10 protein-coding genes and 1 pseudogene are annotated in these 18,617 nt (G+C 72.9%); 3 read left to right on the top strand and 8 right to left on the bottom strand.

Annotation, left to right across the window (positions count from 1 at the left end; all coding sequences use genetic code 11):
• Positions 1-198: 198 nt before the first annotated feature.
• Positions 199-705 carry a MarR family winged helix-turn-helix transcriptional regulator gene (locus LZP97_RS24930; RefSeq protein WP_010593760.1) on the bottom strand — a complete coding sequence of 169 codons (507 nt, stop codon included), beginning with the start codon at positions 703-705 and terminating at the stop codon, positions 199-201.
• A 529-nt stretch (positions 706-1,234) separates the two neighbouring features.
• Between LZP97_RS24930 and LZP97_RS27315 the strand changes: the two are divergent.
• A pseudogene (locus LZP97_RS27315) lies at positions 1,235-2,669 on the top strand (DUF1254 domain-containing protein).
• A gap of 58 nt (positions 2,670-2,727) precedes the next feature.
• Here LZP97_RS27315 and LZP97_RS24945 read toward each other — a convergent pair.
• From LZP97_RS24945 to LZP97_RS24955, 3 genes are all read right to left on the bottom strand, one after another.
• Positions 2,728-2,988, bottom strand: a complete 261-nt coding sequence (locus LZP97_RS24945; RefSeq protein WP_010593761.1) for an Ada metal-binding domain-containing protein — start codon at positions 2,986-2,988, stop codon at positions 2,728-2,730.
• Positions 2,985-3,707 carry a 2OG-Fe(II) oxygenase gene (locus tag LZP97_RS24950; protein ID WP_017680589.1) on the bottom strand — a complete coding sequence of 241 codons (723 nt, stop codon included), beginning with the start codon at positions 3,705-3,707 and terminating at the stop codon, positions 2,985-2,987. Before LZP97_RS24950 ends, LZP97_RS24945 begins: the two co-directional genes overlap by 4 nt.
• 148 nt (positions 3,708-3,855) lie before the next feature.
• Positions 3,856-4,293 (bottom strand): MarR family winged helix-turn-helix transcriptional regulator, encoded by a 438-nt coding sequence (locus LZP97_RS24955; protein WP_010593764.1) that lies wholly within the window; start codon positions 4,291-4,293, stop codon positions 3,856-3,858.
• A gap of 76 nt (positions 4,294-4,369) precedes the next feature.
• On the opposite strand from LZP97_RS24955, the gene LZP97_RS24960 reads away from it, so the two are divergent.
• Positions 4,370-6,205, top strand: coding sequence for an ABC transporter ATP-binding protein (locus LZP97_RS24960; protein WP_048772626.1), 1,836 nt, complete (start codon positions 4,370-4,372; stop codon positions 6,203-6,205).
• Between the two features lie 7 nt (positions 6,206-6,212).
• On the opposite strand, the gene LZP97_RS24965 is transcribed toward LZP97_RS24960, so the two are convergent.
• From LZP97_RS24965 to LZP97_RS24980, 4 genes are read right to left on the bottom strand one after another with little or no spacing between them, the layout of a single operon-like run.
• Positions 6,213-6,866, bottom strand: coding sequence for an isochorismatase family protein (locus LZP97_RS24965; RefSeq protein WP_017680591.1), 654 nt, complete (start codon positions 6,864-6,866; stop codon positions 6,213-6,215).
• Positions 6,867-6,894: 28 nt separating this feature from the next.
• Positions 6,895-8,544 (bottom strand): (2,3-dihydroxybenzoyl)adenylate synthase, encoded by a 1,650-nt coding sequence (locus LZP97_RS24970; RefSeq protein WP_048772623.1) that lies wholly within the window; start codon positions 8,542-8,544, stop codon positions 6,895-6,897.
• 15 nt (positions 8,545-8,559) lie between these two features.
• Positions 8,560-9,330: a 2,3-dihydro-2,3-dihydroxybenzoate dehydrogenase gene (locus tag LZP97_RS24975; protein WP_010593768.1), complete on the bottom strand. Its 771-nt coding sequence runs from the start codon at positions 9,328-9,330 to the stop codon at positions 8,560-8,562.
• A complete protein-coding gene (locus tag LZP97_RS24980) occupies positions 9,327-10,517 on the bottom strand; it encodes an isochorismate synthase (protein ID WP_026137721.1) in 1,191 nt (396 codons plus the stop codon). The genes LZP97_RS24975 and LZP97_RS24980 overlap by 4 nt, the downstream gene beginning before the upstream one ends.
• A gap of 175 nt (positions 10,518-10,692) precedes the next feature.
• On the opposite strand from LZP97_RS24980, the gene LZP97_RS24985 reads away from it, so the two are divergent.
• Entirely contained in the window at positions 10,693-18,429 is a 7,737-nt protein-coding gene (locus LZP97_RS24985; RefSeq protein WP_048772622.1) for a non-ribosomal peptide synthetase, read from the top strand.
• The last annotated feature ends 188 nt before the right edge of the window (positions 18,430-18,617 follow it).

Consider the following 18,617-nt stretch of genomic DNA (forward strand, 5'->3'; position numbering starts at 1 on the left):
TATCGCCGGTGGGTCTCAAGACACATCCCTTCGTTCGGACAACCGTTCCGGCGTACCCGACGGGCGGCCGTCCGATCCATTCGATGTGCAGTGAGAAGTAGTTTGTTACCCTTCCGTAATGTTTTTCCTGCGGGTTCCCGCATGGTGGGAGTGTGGATCTGCCGATCGACCCCCGGGGAAGGCCCGGATCTCGCGTGCCTAGTGTTGATCGAGGGCGCCGGCGCGCAGCGCGGCGGCATTGATGCGGGTCAGCACGTCGTGCAGTTCCTCGAGCTCGGCGAGGCTCACCCCGAGCCGGCGCACCACCGTTTCGGGCACCGTCTCCGCCCGTTTCCGCAGTGCACGTCCCGCGTCGGTGAGGTCGACGACGAGCTGACGCTCGTCCTGGGGGCTCCGGGTGCGGGTGATCAGACCGAGCGACTCCAGTCGTTTGAGAAGCGGGGACAGGGTGGGCGAGTCCAGTTGGAGGGCCCGTCCGATTCCCTTGACCGACATCGGCGCGTCCCCCCACAACGCCAGCATCACGAGGTACTGCGGGTGGGTCAGGCCGAGCGGTTCGAGCACCGGCCGGTACACCGAAAGGACCGCGCGGTTGGTGACGGACAGGGCGAAGCAGACCTGACGGTCGAGGGCGAGGGGGTCGGCCGTCGCCCTCGACGACCCGGCTTCGGCCCCGGTCGAGTGGGGGCGGGCCTCCGTGCTCATGGCCTCGATGCTACCCAACCGGAACCTGCCGGCGACGGTCGCCGGACGGGCCGCGCAGCGACTCCGGCGCCGGTATCGCAGGCCGACGAGAGATTCCGGCCGGTGTGGAGTCCCCGCGAGGTGGCATCGCCCCATGGGTAATGCCTCCGAAAAGGACTGTCGGACCGTCGATTACCGAATGAACGGGGCCCCGGTCGCCTCGATGCGTGAATCGCACTGCATCACAGAGCAATTCGACCTCCGCGGAGAGACGCCGTGAGACGGTCCGGTTGTGATCCTCGACGCCCGGTTCGCGAAGAACGACTGGTTCGCGGACCACTCGGACAGGCGGAGCGGCGCAGCACGGCGGGCGCCGGAACCCGGGAGCGCCGTGCCGCGCACCCGGGATTCGAGGAACTCCCCACCATCCGGGCAGACGACACGCCAGACTGGATACCACCCGAGTTCGAGAAGTGCTACCGGCCGGAGGAATCGAAGAGCGCCGACGGCGACGAGTTGCGGTCTCGGCCGTGAAGGCAGGAGGAAATCGATGACCTCGCATGCGAACACCACACCTATTCCGCCCGGGATCGCGATGCCGGACGAGGTCCGGACCCGGTTGGGCACGTTGCGATTCTTCGACGGGGTCCCCGACGACGCGGCGACCCGGACGCTGTTCGACAACCTGGACTTCCAGCGGGCGGTCCAGGCGTACCTGCTGGGGCTGGCCCCGGTCGCCGTGGCGGCGATGCGTAAGGCGCTGGTGCAGTGGGGGCCGGTGAACGCCACCCTGGTGATGTGGGCGGACCTGGTCCATCCGCGATTCCTCGGCCTTGTCTACAACACGAGCACCTCGTACCACTACGCCTGGCTCGACCTGCGCGACGGGCCAGTCGTCGTCGAGGTCCCCCCCGAAGGTATACGGCGCCGCAATCGATCCCTGGTGCCGGTGGGTGGTCGACGTGGGCCTCACCGGACCGGACCAGGGCCGCGGCGGCCGCTACCTGTTCGTGCCGCCGGGCTACGCCGGGCAGGTGCCGGACGGTGACCGGGTGGTGCGGTCACGCACCGTCGGGTTGTGGGTGGGCTGGCGGGGTTTCCGGGACGAACACGGTGATCCGCGCCCGGCGGTGGAGATGGTCGAGGCGCACACCCGGATTCATCCGCTCTCCCAAGCGGACGATCCCCCGTCGACGCGGTTCGTGAACGTCTCCGCCGAGCCGATGTGCGCCGTCGCCCCGGCCGACTTCCGGTTCTGGGAGATGCTCGACGAGGTGGTGCAGTCCGAACCGCCGGAGTCGGCCGACCCGCTCACCCTGGGCATGTTCGCCTCGGTCGGGATCCGTCGGGGCAGGCCGTTCGCCCCGGACGAGCGGATGCGCGCGATCCTGACCGAGGCGGCGACGGTCGGGGACGCGACCGCCCGCGCGCTGACCTACCGGTTCCGCCACCAGGAGGCGTACTACTACCCCGGCCGCGCCTGGCGCTCGGGCTTCCTCGGCGGCTACTCGTGCACGGAGGACGGGGCGTTGCTGCTCGACGCCGCCGCTCAACTCGACTTCTTGTACGGCAGTACCAGCCCGGCCTTCGATCAGAAGGCGGTCGGGACCGGGTCGCAGTACGCCCTCGCATTCGTCGACGCCACCGGCGCACCGTTCGACGGTGACCGGAGCTACCGGTTGCACGTGCCCCCGCACGTGCCCGTGAACAACTTCTGGTCGGTGCTGGTCTACGACACCCAGGCCCGGTCGATGCTGCAGACCGATCAGCAGTGGCCGTCGGTGACCAGCCAGGATGCGGACCTGGCCGTAAACGAGGACGGCTCGGTCGACGTCCACTTCGGGCCCGAACGACCCACCGAGGACTGCAACTGGATACAGAGCCTGCCCGGCAGGGGCTGGTTCGCCATGTTCCGGCTCTACGGGCCTCTGGAGCCACGGTTCGACAAGACCTGGAGGCTCCCGGACATCGAACCGGTCGGGTAGCGACCGGGCCGACGGGCACCGCTTCGGCGGGTACGCGGCGCAGAACGCGAACTGCCGCTCATCCGGCTCGGTCCGCCTTCCATGTCCGGTGGCGATCCGGCAGGCACACCGCGCACGGGCGGTAGCCGGCTGCGACGGCGTCGGATTCGCCGGCAAAGAAGACCCGGTCCCGGACGTAGCCGCCGCGCGCGATCGCCCGCCGCGCCGCGCGGCAGTCGAGTCGTCCGTAGATCCGGCCGCGACGGTGGCCGCCCAGTGTGCCGGGGGCTGCGCTGAGGTAGGGACGTCCGTCGCTCCCGACGAGCGTGTAGTGGGTCACCGTGCGTCGTGCAGGACGAGGCCGAGGGTGTGGCGGACGCCGGCGCGGACGGTGCTGACCCCGTGCCGGACGGGGGAGCGGGTCCAGCCGCGCGTGGATCGGGTGGGCCGGTCGCGGGTCGTGAAGATCAGGGCGTGACCTTGCTGCAGCACCGTGGCGGTGCCCCGGGACTGCGCGCGGGCGCGTTGCTCGACGAGGAGGAACTCGCCGCCGAGGTGGTCGTGGCCGGGCCGGTCGAGGCCGATCACCACCTGCAGCGGGAACACCAGGTCGCCGTAGAGGTCGCGGTGCAGGGCGTTCCAGTCGCCGGCGGTGTAGCGCAGCAGCAGGGGCGTCGGCTCGGTCTGTCCCGCGGCGCGGCAGGCGTCGAGCCAGTCGCCGAACTCGTCGGGCCACGGCGCGGGGTCGCCGAGGCGCTGTGCCCAGTCCCGTGCGACGGGCAGCAGCCGGTGGTAGAACGCCGCGCGCAACCGGGTGATGCCCTCGGGTACGGGACTGCCGAAATAGCGGTAGGTGCCTTTGCCGAAGCGATACCGCGCCATGTCGATCGTGCTGCGGAAGCGGCGTTCGTCGTCCCACATCGCGGTGACGCGTGCGCACTCGTCCGCGGTGAGCAGCGGCCCGGTCTGCGCGCACCCCGTCGCGTCGAGCTCGGCGACGAGCGCCGGCCAGTCCTGAGCCTCGACCCGCGCGGTGAGCGAGTCGGTCCGGTTGGTCATCGTTCCTCCTCCGGCCGGGCAGTCCACCCCGTAGACGCTCGTCGGGCGGGAAACGTGAGATCCGGCCGGGAGGTTCTCGCGGCGAACGGGAGGAAACCGGCGACGCCACTCGCGCGTTGCCGCGACAACCTCCCGCTCGTCGCGGCAGTCACCCGTCGGCGAGCTTGGTGAGCAGGCGGGCGAGTTCGGTGCGTTCGGGGCCGTCGAGACGGGCGAAGAACTCGGTGGCCTCGGCGTCGCGCGCGGCATCGAGTTCGGCGGCGATGCGGCGGCCCTCGTCGGTGAGGTGGACGCACACGGCGCGACGGTCGGCGGGGTCGGCGACGCGGCGGGTCAGGCCGCGGGTCTCGAGCCGGTCGATCACCTCGGTGGCCGAGCGCGGCGCGATGCGCAGCGCCTTGGCGACGTCACCGAGGCGCAGCGGCTCGGGGGAGTGCCCGACGACGTGCAGCGCGCGGTGCTCGTGCGGGGACAGCTCCCACGGACCGAGGGTGGCGTGCCAGCGGCGGCGCAGCGTGCGGGTGGCGGTCATCAGCAGGTCGCGCAGCGCCGGGTCGGTGGGGACGTCGGACATGATGCGGATCATACCTCACTTGACGGTTGCCTCTTAGTGAGGCAACCTCAACAAGTACGTTTCGTACCTCACGAAGGAGGTGACGGGCATGATGCAGCCTCCGCCCGGCGGCGGGCCGGGACCGATGCGGCACGCCAAGCCCGACCCGCGCGACCGCGCCCAGCTCGAGGAATCCCCCGTGAGCGTGCGCCGCATCGGCGCGCTCTTCGCGCCCTACCGCTGGCAGGTTGCGCTCGTCGTCGGGCTCATCGTGGTCTCGTCGGTGATCACGCTCGCCAACCCGTTCCTCGTCCGCACCCTCATCGACCACGCGATTCCCGACCAGGACGTGCCGCTGCTGCTCGGCGCCGTCGGGGCGATGCTCGCCGTCACCGTCGTCGCCTCGATCCTCGGCGTGGTGCAGACGTGGATCTCCACCACGGTGGGCCAGCACGTCATGCACGACCTGCGCACCCGCGTGTTCGACCATCTGCAGCGGCAGTCCCTCGGCTTCTTCACCCGCACCCGCGGCGGGGAGATCCAGTCCCGGCTGACCAACGACATCGGCGGCATGCAGAACGTCGTCACCTCCACGGCGACCTCGATCGCCTCCAACGTCACCACCGTCGTCGGCACGGCCGTCGCGATGGCGGTGCTCAGCTGGCGGCTGTCGCTGCTGTCCCTGCTGGTGCTGCCGCCGGCGATCTGGCTCACCCGCAAGGTCGCCCTGATGCGCCGCGAGATCACCACCGTGCGCCAGCGTCGGCTCGCCGACATGCAGACCCAGATCGAGGAGAGCCTCTCGCTCAGCGGCGTCCTGCTCGGCAAGATCCTCGGCACCGGTCCCGCCATGTCGGAGCGCTTCGCCCGCACCTCCACCGAACTCGCCGACCTCGAGGTCCGCTCCCAGTTGTCCGGGCGCTGGCGCATGGCCACGATGAACATCGTCTTCGCCGCCATCCCGGCCCTGCTCTACCTCGTCGCCGGCCTGCCCGCGACGTCGGGCGGGATGACGATCGGCACCCTCGTCGCGTTCACCGGCCTGCAGGCCACCCTGTTCCGGCCGCTGATGAGCCTGCTCGACGTGGGCGTGTCGGTCACCGGGTCGCTGGCGCTGTTCAGCCGCATCTTCGAGTACCTCGACTTGACCGTCGAGATCGGCGAACCCACCGAGCCGGTGCACCTGGACCTCGGGCGCGTCGCCGGCGCCGTGCGGTTCGACGACGTCCGCTTCCGCTACGACGGTGCCGACCGGGACGCGCTCGCCGGCATCACCCTCGACGTGCCGGCGGGCTCGCACGTCGCGCTCGTCGGCGAAACCGGTTCAGGAAAAACAACTCTCGGGTCGCTCGTCGCGCGACTGTACGACCCCACGTCGGGGCGGGTGACGATCGACGGCGTCGACGTGCGCGACCTGCCGCTCGCCGACGTCGCGAGCCTGGTCGGTGTGGTCTCCCAGGAGACGTACCTGCTGCACGCCACGGTCCGGGAGAACCTGCGTCATGCCAAGCCCGACGCGACCGACGCCGAGATCGAGCAGGCCGCGCGCGCCGCGCACATCCACGACCTGCTGTGCTCGCTGCCGGACGGCTACGACACCGTCGTCGGGGCGCGCGGGCACCGCTTCTCCGGCGGCGAGAAGCAGCGCCTCGCCATCGCCCGCACCCTGCTGCGCGACCCGCGCATCCTGGTGCTGGACGAGGCGACCAGCGCCCTCGACAACGAGACCGAACGCGCGGTGCAGGCCGCGCTGGACGCGGCCCGCCGCGATCGCACGACCTTCACCGTCGCGCACCGCCTCTCGACCGTCCGCGACGCCGACACCATCGTCGTCCTCGACCGCGGCCGCATCGTGGAGCAGGGCAGCCACGACGAACTGCTCGCCCGCGACGGCCGATACGCCGCGCTCGCGGCCCGCACACAACCACAGGAAGTCGGCGTGTGACCGCCGCTCAGCCGGACACCGAAAGGGCGCCGGTCCGCAGGCGCCGCACCGCGTCCGCCGCCGGCACCACGGCGGCGCATCGCGCCGCGAGGTACTGCAGCGCCTCGGTGTGCTCCCGCCGGGAGAAGTCCGCGACCCCGTCCGCGACGACGAAGACCTGCACATCCCGCATGAACCCGTCCAGCGCGGTGCTCAGGCACCCGATGTGGGCGTAGACGCCGGTCACGACGAGCTGGTCCCGGCCCCACGCGTGCATCCGCTCCCGCAGGTCGGTGCGGATGAATGCGCTGTAGCGCCACTTGGTGAGCTGCACGTCGTCCTCGCGCGGCGCGAGTTCGGCGACGACGGACGTCAGAGCCGGGTCGTCGGCCAGGCCGGGACCCCAGAAGTCGGTGAGCAGGGCGCGCTCGGCGGGATCCTGATCGCCCGGCTGGGCGGTGTAGACGACGGGAATGCCCGCCTCGTACGCCGACTGCCGGATCGTATCGATGTTCGGCACCACCGTGGCCAGCGGATCCGCCGTGCGGTCGAACGCGCGGACGAAGTACTCCTGCATGTCGTGCACGAGCAGCACCGCCCGCCGCGGATCGATCGTCCAGTCGACGGTGTTCTCCGGCAGGTCCGTGGGCATCGGATAGGAGACGGACTTCGGCAGGGCCATGGCGGGATTCGCTTTCTGTCGTCGGGGATCAGTGCTGCAGGGTGGCGGCGAGCGCGCGGCGCAGCTCGGCGCGGCTGGTCTTGCCCACTCCGGTGACGGGGAAGGCGTCGACGAGGACCACCTTGTCGGGGATCTTGTACGCGGCCAGGCCCCGTTCCCGCAGGAACGCCTTCAGCGCCGGGGCTTTCGGCGTGGTCCCGTCGGCCACGACGAACACGCACGTGCGCTCCCCGAGGTAGGCGTCGGGCACGGCGACCACCGCGGCGTCCAGGACGTGGGGGTGGGCGAGCAGGTGGTTCTCCACCTCTTCGGCGGCGATCTTCTCGCCGCCCCGGTTGATCTGATCCTTCGCGCGGCCCTCGACGACGACGTAGCCGTCCTCGGTCAGGCGCACGAGATCGCCGGTGCGGTAGAACCCGTCGGGGGTGAACGCCGTCGCATTGTGCTCGGGCGCGGCGTAGTAGCCGCGGATCGTGTACGGGCCGCGGGTGAGCAGGTGGCCCGTCGCGCCGGGGGCGACGGGCCGATCCTCGTCGTCGACGATCCGGATCTCGTCGTGCGGGCTGATGGGACGGCCCTGCGTGCCGACGACGGTGGTGTCGGGGTCGTCGAGCCGGGTGTAGTTGACCAGGCCCTCCGCCATCCCGAACACCTGCTGCAGGGTGCAGCCGAGTTCGGGCGTCACCCGCGCGGCCGCTTCGGCACCGAACTTCGCCCCGCCGACCTGCAGGACCCGCAGCGACGACAGGTCCCGCTCGGTGCGGGCCCGCGCCGCGAGCCACGCCAGGGCGAGCGGGGGCACGAGCGAGGCCATGGTGATCCCCTCCCGCTCGATCAGCTCGAAGGCGGTGTCGGGGCTCGGGTCCGGGGCCAGCACGACCGTACCTCCGGCGTGCAGGACGCCGAGGATCCCGGGTGAGCTCATCGGGAAGTTGTGTGCCGCCGGCAGAACCACGAGCATCCGGGTGCCGGCGTCGACGCCGCAGATGCGGGCCGACTCGCGCACGGAGTACAGGTAGTCGGTGTGGGTGCGCGGGATCAGCTTCGGTGTGCCGGTCGTCCCACCCGAGAGCTGCAGGAACGCCACGGATTCCGGGTCGACGTCGGCGCACGCGTCCGGCTCGTGTGCGCGCAGCGCGTCGAGCGCGGTGAACTCCTGCGCGTCGCCGGCGACGATCACGACCGGGGGCCGGTCGAGAGCCGCGCACACCTGCCGGGCCAGCGCCCGGTAGTCGATTCCGCCGTGCTCGCCGGCGATCACGTACGCGGCGGCGTCGGTGAACCGGCAGAAGTACCCGATCTCGGCGCTGCGGTGCGCGGGCAGCGCGAACACCGGCAGCGCACCGAGACGGAACACCGCGAAGACCACCTCGGTGTACTCGACGATGTTGGGTAGCTGCACCAGGACCCGGTCGCCGCGCTGCACCCCGGCCGCCGCGAGGCCCGCGGCGATCCGGTCCGCCGTGTCGGACAGCTCGCGGTAGGTGATCCGTCGCTCGGTGCCGTGGGCGTCGCGGCCGACGAGCGCGACGCGCTCGCCGTGACGGTCGGCCCGGCCGGACAGGAACCGGACGAACGTCTCGTCCGTCCAGTAACCCGCGGCGCGGTAGAGTTCCGCGAACTCCCGCGGGTAGCCGGCGGTGGCGGCCAGGGGAGTCCGGGTGGCGGCGATCGTCACGGGGGTCCTTTCGGGTCAGGCGCGCAGCGTGGCGCCGCCGTCGACGTACAGGGTCTGCATGGTGATGTGGCGGGCGCGGTCCGAGAGCAGGAACGCGACGGCGTCCGCGATGTCGGCGGGCTCGGCGATGCGGCCCAGCGGAATACCCACCTTGAACGAGGTCGCGTCGCCGTCGATCGCGGTGCGGGCACCCGCGTCGTCGCCCGGATCCGGCCACAGGGACCGTTGCATCGCGGTGTCCGTGGAACCGGGCGCGACGACGTTGGCGCGCACCCCGAATCGGGCCAGCTCGAGACCGAGCACCCGGACGATCATGTGGGCGGCGGACTTCGACGCCCCGTAGGCGCCCATCCCGACGCGGGGCACCCCCGCCGAGTTGGAGCCGACCGTGACGATCGCGCCGCGGCGACGTTCGCGCATTCCGCGGCCGACGACGCGCAGCACGTTGACCAGGCCGGTGACGTTGACGTCGAACATCTTCCGCCACTCGGCGGGATCGCAGTCGAGCACCGATCCGGTGGTGAACACACCCGCGACGTGGGCCAGCGCGTCGACCGGCCCGTGCTCGGCTTCCACCCGGGCGACCGCCTCGGCGACGGCGGCCGCATCGCACACGTCGAGACCGTGCACGGGAGCGGGCACGTCGAGCAGCGCGGCGGTCTCGGCCAGGCCGTCGAGATCCCGATCGGCGAGGACGACGCGGTGCCCGGCCCCCGCGAGGGTGCGGGCGGTGGCGCGGCCGATGCCGTGGGCCGCGCCGACGACGAGGGTGACGGACCGGCTCATCGTCGCACCTCGAGCGCGTCGAGCACCGTGCCGAACTTCGTTGTGGTCTCGGCGAGTTCGTCGAGTGGATCCGAACCGGCGACGATGCCGCCGCCGGCGTGGGTGGTGAGCGTGGTGCCGTCGGCGTCGAGGACGGCGCAGCGGATCGTCACCATCCATTCGCCGTCACCGTCCCGGTCGGCCCAGCCCACGGCACCGGCGTAGAAGCCGCGGTCGCCCTCCAGTTCGCGGATCAGTGCCCGGGCCGCGGCGGTCGGCGTGCCGCAGATCGCGGGGGTCGGATGCACGGCCAGAGCCAGGTCGAGCGCGGTGACCGACCGGTCCCGCAACCGGCCGGCGATCGGGGTGCCCAGGTGCCAGAGCTGCCGGGTGCTCGCCAGCGTCGGCGTACGGGGGATGTCGAGGTCGGTGCACAGCGGGTCGAGGCTCGTCCGCAGGGCCTCGACGACGTGGGCGTGCTCCGCGCGGTTCTTCTCCGATGCGGCGAGGCGTTGTGCGGTGCGCCCGTCCACCTCGGGATCCGGATGCCGGGGCGCGGACCCGGCCAGCGGATGGCATGTGACGAGGTCGCCGCGGCGCCGGACGAGCACCTCGGGGCTGGCGCCGACGAGGTGCCGGCCGGTCCACGCTCCGCCGGCGGCGGTGAGATCGACGGCGAAACCGTTTCCGGTGGGATCGTTTCCGGCCAGCCGGGCGAGCAGCGACATCGGGTCGACGGGTGCGTCCGCCCGCAGGAGCAGCGCCCGGGCCAGCACCACCTTCGCCAGGTCGTCGGCCGGATCGCGGAGCTGCCGCAGCGCCGTGGCCACCCGGTCGAGGTGTTCGTCCTCGGCGGGCAGTGTCGCGGCGATCCGCACCGGCGCGAGCGGGACGGCGGCGTCCCCGACGGGGTCCGGCTGGTGCCGCAGCGCGACGGGCGCCGTGAGCGCGGCGCGGTGATCGGGAGCGAACGGTAGCGCGCCGACGACGGCCGCCACCGAGCCGGCGCGCAGCGCGGCCGCGGCCTCGCCGGCCGAGTCGAACCGGACATCGACGCCCTCCGCCACGACGGTGCCGTGCGGACGCGACAGCACGAACGGGGCGGCGGTATCGGCCTGCCGCGGGGCGGCGGTATCGACTTGCCGCGAGGCGGCGGTATCGACTTGCCGCGAGGCGGCGGTGCCGCGGGCGGCGACCGGTGCTTGCATGTGCACAGACCTCTCGTAGCGGTGACAGGGTCGGTCGTGGTGCCGTGCACCCGACCCAGCAGAACATATACGGTTAGCCTAACCTTTGGTATCGTCACGTTTCGCGCCGGACCGGCTTCACCGCTCGTGATGCGATACGGCACAGTCGAATTCGACCGTAGAAAGGGGATCGATCGTGCCCACGTCCGGCCTGTCGACCTCGGAGTTTCCGCTGACGCGAGCCCAGTCCGGCGTGTGGTTCGCCCAGCAGCTCGACCCCGCGAACCCCGTCTTCAACACCGCGGAATGCGTCGAACTCCGCGGCGAGGTCGACGTCGCCGCCCTGCTGCGCGCGGTCCGGGAGACCGTCGCCGAAGCCGAGGTGCCGACCGCAGCCTTCGCCGTGCAGGCCGACGGATCGGTCGTCATCCGTCCCGGTGCACACGCGGCGCCGGAGCCTGCCGTCGTCGATCTGCGCCGCGAGCCCGACCCGGAAGCGGCCGCGCAGCACTGGATGCGCGAGGACCATACGCGCGTGCTCGACCCCGCACGGGAACTCTGCCTGCGCGCCGCCGTGCTCCGGCTCGACGACCGGCACGTGGTTCTCTACCTGTGCATCCATCACCTGGTGATCGACGCCTACGGCTTCGGCCTGCTCACCCGGCGCATCGCCGAGCGCTACACCGCCGACGTGCTCGGGCGCCCGGTGCCGCCGGCGAGGTTCGCCCCGCTCGCCCCCGTCGTCGCCGAGGAGGCCGCCTATCGCGCGTCCGCGGACTTCGCCGCCGACCGGGACTTCTGGGCCGGCTACCTCGACGGCGCCGAGGACGCCGTGGCCCTCGCCGACGGTCCCGGCGGCATCGCCGTCCGCTGCCGCGGCGTGCGCCTGACCCTGACCGCCGAACAGCAGCAGGGACTCTCGCAGCTCGGCAAGGCCACCGGGGCGAGCTGGGGCGACGTCGTCACCGCCGCCGTCGCCGCGTACCTGCGGGCCGCGACCGGACGCGGCGACGTGATCGTGGGATTCCCGGTGATGAACCGGCTGGGCAGCGCCGCGACGACCGTGCCGATGTCCGCGGTCAACGTCGTACCGCTGCGCCTGCGCCCCGAACCCGCCCGCACCCTCGCCGACCTCGTCGGCGACGTGCGCGCCGCGGTGGCGAACTGCCGTCCGCACCACCGCTACCGCGGGGAGGACATCCAGAACGACCTGCGCCTGCCCGCCGGCTCGCGCGGTGTCGTGGGGCCGTCCGTCAACGTCAAACCGTTCGGCGACCGGCTGCGTTTCGCGGACCTGCACGCCGCGGTGCATTCCGTGGCCCGGGGCCCGCTGCAGGACTTCATGGTCACCGCGCGGCCGCTCGACCACACCGGCGGCCTCGAGATCTGGGTGGACGCCGACGCCGACGCCTACACCGCCGACGACCTCGAGCGGCACGCCCGCCGGCTCGAACTCCTTCTCACCCGGGTCGCCGCGCTCACCGACCCGCACCGGCCGCTGGCCCGGCTGCAGATCCTCGACGCCGACGAGCGCCGCCGCCTCCTCGGTGAGCGCAGCGGCGACGACCTGCCGGTGCCCACGGGCCTCACGCTGCCGGACCTGCTGGCCGCCCAGGTGGCCCGCGACCCGGACGCACCCGCGGTGCGCGATGCCGCCACCGCACTGACCTTCGGCGAACTGGCCGCGCGCTCGCGCCGACTCGCCCGGCACCTCCTGAGCGCCGGGCTGGGCCCGCAGCGGCGCGTCGCCGTCGCGCTGCCGCGCCGCACCGACACGCTCGTCGCGCTGTTCGCCGTCCTCGAGGCCGGCGCGACGTGCGTCCCGCTGGACCCCGACCATCCGGCCGAGCGACTCGCGCACGTGCTCGCCGAGACCGCGCCCGGTGTCGTGCTCACCGGCGGCGACGTGGCCGCACGTATCGCCGAGATCGCCTGCGCCGCGGGCCTGCCCGATCCGGTGGACCTCGACGAGCTGGACCCGTCCGGTTACGCCGACGAGCCGCTGACCCGCGCCGAACGCGGCCGACCGCTGCACGAGCTCGACGTGGCCTACCTCATCCACACCTCCGGGTCGACCGGCCGGCCCAAGGGCGTGGAGGTCCCGCACCGCGGGGCCGTCAACCTGTTCCACAGCCACCGCGCGCGCGTCTTCTCCCGGGCCCGCGCCGAGGCCGGCCGCGACCGCCTGCGGGTCGGGCACGTCTGGTCGTTCGCGTTCGACGCCTCGTGGGGCCCGCACCTGTGGCTGCTCGACGGGCACGAGCTGAGCATCGTCGACGAGACCACGCAGCGCGACCCGCACCGGCTCGCCGAACTCGCCCGCAGCGAGGGGTGGCACTTCGTCGAACTGTCGCCCGCGCAACTCGAGCAGATCGTCGAGGCCGACCTGCTGCGCGACGTGCCGACCCTCGGGTTCGGCGGCGACGCCGTCACCGACACCCTGTGGCGACGCCTGCGCGACCGGGACGGCGCCGCGTTCAACTTCTACGGCCCCACGGAGGGCACCGTCGACGTCCTCGTCGCCGAGGTGGGGGACGCGGCGGAACCCGTGATCGGCCGGCCGGTGGCGAACCTGCGTGCCTACGTGCTCGACGCCGCGCTCGAGCCCGTCCCCGAGGGGGTGGACGGCGAACTGTACGTCGCCGGTCCCGGCGTGGTGCGCGGCTACCTCGGCGCGCCCGGCGCGACGGCGGCGCGGTTCGTGGCGAACCCGTTCGGCGACAGCGAAACCCGCATGTACCGCACCGGCGACGTGGTGCGGTGGACCGCGGACGGCCGCCTCGCCTACCGCGGCCGCCGGGACGACCAGGTCAAGATCCGCGGCTTCCGCGTCGAACTCGGCGAGGTCGAGGCGGCGCTGCAGGAGTTGCCCGGCGTCACGCGGGCCGTCGCCGGGGCGCGTCCCGACGCGACCGGCACCGCGCGGCTCGTCGCCTACCTGGTCGGCGGCGACGGCGACCCGGCGGCGGCCCGCGAGCACGTGGCGCGGCGGCTGCCGGCGCACATGGTGCCGTCGGCGTTCGTGTTCCTCGACGTGCTGCCGCTCACCTCGAACGGCAAGGTGGACCGCACGTCGCTGCCGGAACCGGACTTCGGGACTCTTGTCGGCGGGCGCGCGGCCGCCACCGAACGCGAACGCGTGCTGTGCGCCGCGTTCGCGGACGTCCTCGGCCTCGACACGGTCGGCGTCGACGACGACTTCTTCCTCCTCGGCGGTCATTCCCTCGCGGCGGCCAAGCTGATCGCGACGGTCCGCGACACGCTCGGCGTGGAACTGCCGATCCGCACCGTCTTCGACCACCCGACCGTCGAGGCGCTCGCCGCGCAGTGCCCGGACGGTGCTGCAGCGCTGCGGATCCCGCTGCGACCGGTCGAGCGCGGCGACTGGGCACCGCTGTCGGCGGGGCAGCAGCGGCTGTGGTTCCAGTTCCGCCTCGAGGGGCCGAGCCCGACCTACAACGTGCCGCTGACGCTGCGCCTGCGCGGTGTCCCCGATCCGGCGGCGCTGCGCGACGCGGTGCGCGCGGTCCTCGACCGGCACGAGGTCCTGCGCACCGTGCTCGAGGACCACGACGGCGTCGGCATGCAGCGCGCGCTCGCCGCACCCGAGGTGCCGTTCACCGCCCGCACCGTCCCGGCGTCCGGCCTGGACGCGGCGGCGGCGGCCGAGGCGCGGCACGCATTCGACCTCGAACGCGAGATCCCGATCCGGGTGGCGCTCTTCGACGACGGAGGCGCGGAGACCGTGCTGCTGGTGCTCGTGCACCACATCGCCGCCGACGAGCTGTCCGCCCCCATCCTGCTGCGCGAGCTCGGCGCCGCGTATGCCGCCGCGGCCGCCGGACGCTCCTGGACGCCGGCGCCGCTCCCGGTGCAGTACGCCGACTTCGCGGTATGGCACCGCGAGATCCTCGGCGGCGCAGACGGACTCGCGGACCGGCAGCTGGACTACTGGCGCGCCCGGCTGGACGGGATGCCCGAGGAGCTCGCCCTGCCCACCGACCGGCCGCGTGGGGTGACCGCCTCGTTCGTGGGCGGCACGGTCGAGCAGCCGGTGTCCCCGCACGTCGCCGACGCACTGCGCGCCGTCGCGCGCGCGGCGAACGTCACGATGTTCATGCTCGTGCACACCGCCGTCGCCGTCGCACTCGCACGCAGCGGCGCGGGGGAGGACCTCCCGATCGGCTCGCCCACCGCGGGCCGGCCCGCGGCCGAGCTGGACGGCCTCGTCGGGTTCTTCGTCAACATGGTGGTGCTGCGGACGGACCTGTCGGGTGACCCCACGCTCGCCGACCTGCTCGCCCGGGTCCGCAGCACCGATCTCGACGCCTACGCGCATCAGGACCTGCCGTTCGACCGTCTCGTCGAGGCCCTCGAGCCGGCTCGCAGCGCCGGCCGGCATCCGCTGTTCCAGGTGCTCGTGCAGCATCGCACCCCGCCCGTCGTCGACGCCTTCGCCGGTCTGGAACCGCGCGTGTCCACCGTCGACACCGGCGCCGCCCTGTTCGACCTGACCTTCGACGTGATCGAGGACGTGGACGGTGGCCTACGGGTGCGGGTGGAGTACGCGCGGGACCTGTTCGACCCGACCACGGCCGACGCGCTGGCGGGGCGCGTGGTGCGCGCCTTCGACGCCCTCGGGACGGATCCGCAGACCCGCCTGTCCGCGCTCGACCTGCTCTCCGACGACGAACGCGACCGCCTCCGCTCCGGCAGCCCGTACGTATGTATGGACGAGATCGAGGACGTCGGGGCGGGCACCCTCGGCGACCTGTTCACCCGCCAGGCGCAGCGCACCCCGGAGGCGACCGCGCTCGTCACCGGCACCGAGACGCTGACCTTCGGGCAAGTGCACGCCCGCGCCGGCCGTCTGGCCCGCTACCTGATCGGCCGCGGCGTGGGACCGGAGACCGTGGTCGCGCTGATGCTGCCGCGCGGCACGGACGCGATCGTCGCGGCCCTCGCGGTGTGGCAGGCCGGCGGCGCCTACGTGCCGGTCGATCCCGGGTACCCGGTCGAGCGCGTCGAGCACATGCTCGCCGACTCCCGGCCCGTGCTCGTCCTCGACGAGGCCGCGCTCGCCGCGGTGGACCCCGCGCTGCCGGACACCCCGCTCGAGCCGGGCGAGCGTCTCGGCGCGGTCTCCGGCGACGGCGCCGCGTACATCGTCTACACCTCCGGTTCGACCGGCCTCCCCAAGGGCGTCGTGGTGCCGCACCGGGGTGTGGTGAACCTGGTCGCGACGCAGCGCCGCCGGACCGTCGGCCGCGCGGAGGATCGGCCGCTGCGGGTGCTGCTCACCTACGCGCTGTCCTTCGATTCCTCGATCGATCCGTTGCTGTCCATGCTGGCCGGGCACACGCTGTACCTGCCGGACGCCGATCTGCTCGCCGACGCCGCCGCCACCGTGGACTACGTGCGCACCCACCGCATCGACGCCGTCGACTGCGTACCGTTGCTCATGACCGAACTGCTCGCCGCCGGGCTGTGCGAGCCTGCGGCGCCACACCGCCCGCGCCTGCTCGCGGTCGGCGGCGAGGCCGTGTCCGCGGACCTGTGGTCGACGCTCGGGTCGATCGACGGGGTGCGGGCGCTGAACATGTACGGCCCCACCGAATGCACGGTCGACGCCACCATTGCCGAGATCCGCGGAGTGCGCCCGCACATCGGGACGCCGATCGACGGTGCCCGGGTGTACGTGCTCGACGACCGCCTGTGCCTCGTGCCGACGGGAGTGGCCGGGGAGCTGTACGTCGGCGGGCCCGGCGTGACCCGCGGCTACCTGAACCGGCCCGGCCACAGCTCCACCCGGTACGTGGCCGATCCGTTCGGTGCCTCCGGAACCCGGCTCTACCGCACCGGCGATCGGGTGCGGTGGCTCGACGCGGGCGGCGACCGTCCGGTCCTCGAATATCTCGGCCGCAGCGACGATCAGGTCAAGATCCGCGGGTTCCGTATCGAGCTCGGCGAGATCGAGACCGTGCTGTCGGCGCATCCGTCGGTCGCGGGCTGTGTGGTCGTGGCACGCGAGGACGAACCGGGCCGGCGCCGGCTCGTCGGCTACGTCGTCGGCGATGCGACCGACCCGGAGGTGTTGCGGCAGCACATGTCCCGTCGCCTGCCCGAGCACATGGTGCCGGCCGCGGTCGTGGTGCTCGACGAGTTCCCGACCACCCCGAACGGCAAGTTCGACCGGCGGGCGCTGCCCGCTCCGGTCTTCGCGCCCGCCGGTGCGCCGCGCGCCCCGGCGAACGACCTCGAGCGACGCCTGTGCGTGGTGGTGGCGGAGGTGCTGCACCTGGACGTGGTCGGGCCGGACGACGACTTCTTTTCCCTCGGCGGCGATTCCATCGTCTCGATCCAGCTCGTGTCGCGTGCTCGCGCGGCGGGACTGCGGTTCGCCGCGCGCGACGTCTTCGAACACCGCACCCCGGCGGGCCTGGCCCGGATCGTGCAGGTCGATCCGGTATCGGAGGCGACGGATCGGACCGCGGCCTTGGGTCTCGTCCCCGCGACCCCGATCGTGCACGACCTCCTCGACCGCGGCGGCCCCTACCGGAGATTCGCCCAGTCCCGGCTGCTGATCGCACCCCCCGGCCTCGACCTCGCCACCCTGGCCGGCGCGGTGGGCCGGGTGCTCGCGGGGCACGACGCGCTGCGTGCCGTCTTCGATCCGGTCGCACGGACCTTCGACGTCCGTGCCGCGGACGTCGTAGATCCGGCCGCGCTTGTCAGACGGGTGGACGTCCGGGGACTCGACGAGCGGGCGCGCTCGTCGGTGCTGTCCGAGGAGACCGACGTCGCGTGCGCCGCCCTCGATCCCGAGGCCGGCGCGATGATGCGGCTGGTCTTCTTCGACACCGGGCCGGACCGCCCGGGCCGGATCCTGGTGGTGATACACCACCTGGTGGTCGACGGGGTCTCGTGGCGGATCCTGGTCCAGGACCTGGCCGCCGCCTGCGAGGGCGTCGAACCGGACGGCGGGGGAACACCGCTGCGGGCATGGGCGCGGGGACTGCTGGAGCAGGTCCCCGCGCGGCGCGGCGAACTGGCGTTGTGGCGCCGCGTCCTCGAACCCGCCGGGTGCGTGCGAATTGCCGGGCGGGACGTGGACCCGGTGCGTGACACGCTGGCCACGGTCGCGCGGGTGCAGGTGGAGGTCCCGGCGTCGGTGACCGAGGCGCTGCTGACCACCGTGCCGGAGCGGTTCCGCGCGGGTGTCGACGACGTGCTGCTGACCGCGTTGGCGCTGACCGTGCGCCGGGCGTGCGGCGGCGGGCCGGTCCCGGTGGACCGGGAGGGGCACGGACGTGAGGAGCAGGTGGTGCCCGGCGCCGACCTGTCCCGCACCGTCGGCTGGTTCACCACCCTGTATCCGGTCCGTCTCGACGTGTCGGCGGTGGACCTCGCCGAGGCCTTCGCCGGTGGGGCCGCCGCCGGTGCGGCGCTCAAGCTCGTCAAGGAGCAACTGCGGGAGATCCCGGACAGCGGAATCGGATTCGGCATGCTCCGTCACCTCGACCCCGACTCCGCGGCCGAGCTCGGGGCCGGACCGGCACCGGAGATCGGGTTCAACTACCTCGGCCGGCTGACCCTCGGCGACGGGACCGGCGCGCCGTGGACGGCGGCTCCGGAAGCCGGCGTGCTCGGTGGCGCCACCGACGAGGCGATGCCGGTGAGCCACGCGATCGAGGTCGGTGCCGTCACCGAGGAGACGCCGGCCGGGCCGGTGCTCCGCGCGACGTGGGGGTACGCCACCGGCGTCGTCACGGCGACCGTCGTCGCCGAGCTGGCACACGGCTGGGTCGCGGCGCTGCGTGCGCTCGCCGACCACGCCGCGCGCGACGACGCGGGCGGCTTCACGCCCTCCGATCTGACGCTGAGTGGTCTGGACCAGTCCGAGATCGACGAGTTCGCCCTGGAGTTCGGGTGAGTGTCTGTGCGCTGGGCCGGCAGGCGCGCCCGCAGGCCACCCCTGGCCGGCCCTGCGCACCTGTTCCTCACGATGCTGCGGTCGACCGACCCCGACACAGCCGGGCAGGACCGACCCCTACGCCGTCGTGCGCGAACTGCGACGCGCACTCGACCGTCGGGTCGGTACCTGCCCGGCCGGCCATCACT

It is taken from the genome of Rhodococcus sp. DMF-1 (assembly GCF_021441945.1).
Taxonomy (GTDB): domain Bacteria; phylum Actinomycetota; class Actinomycetes; order Mycobacteriales; family Mycobacteriaceae; genus Rhodococcus; species Rhodococcus ruber.

Excerpts from the sequence above, each read along its gene's own strand:
- LZP97_RS24930 (WP_010593760.1), bottom strand. The coding sequence starts at position 705 with ATGAGCACGGAGGCCCGCCCCCACTCGACCGGGGCCGAAGCCGGGTCG.
- LZP97_RS24950 (WP_017680589.1), bottom strand. The coding sequence starts at position 3,707 with ATGACCAACCGGACCGACTCGCTCACCGCGCGGGTCGAGGCTCAGGAC.
- LZP97_RS24955 (WP_010593764.1), bottom strand. The coding sequence starts at position 4,293 with ATGATCCGCATCATGTCCGACGTCCCCACCGACCCGGCGCTGCGCGAC.
- LZP97_RS24960 (WP_048772626.1), top strand. The coding sequence starts at position 4,370 with ATGATGCAGCCTCCGCCCGGCGGCGGGCCGGGACCGATGCGGCACGCC.
- LZP97_RS24965 (WP_017680591.1), bottom strand. The coding sequence starts at position 6,866 with ATGGCCCTGCCGAAGTCCGTCTCCTATCCGATGCCCACGGACCTGCCG.
- LZP97_RS24975 (WP_010593768.1), bottom strand. The coding sequence starts at position 9,330 with ATGAGCCGGTCCGTCACCCTCGTCGTCGGCGCGGCCCACGGCATCGGC.
- LZP97_RS24980 (WP_026137721.1), bottom strand. The coding sequence starts at position 10,517 with ATGCAAGCACCGGTCGCCGCCCGCGGCACCGCCGCCTCGCGGCAAGTC.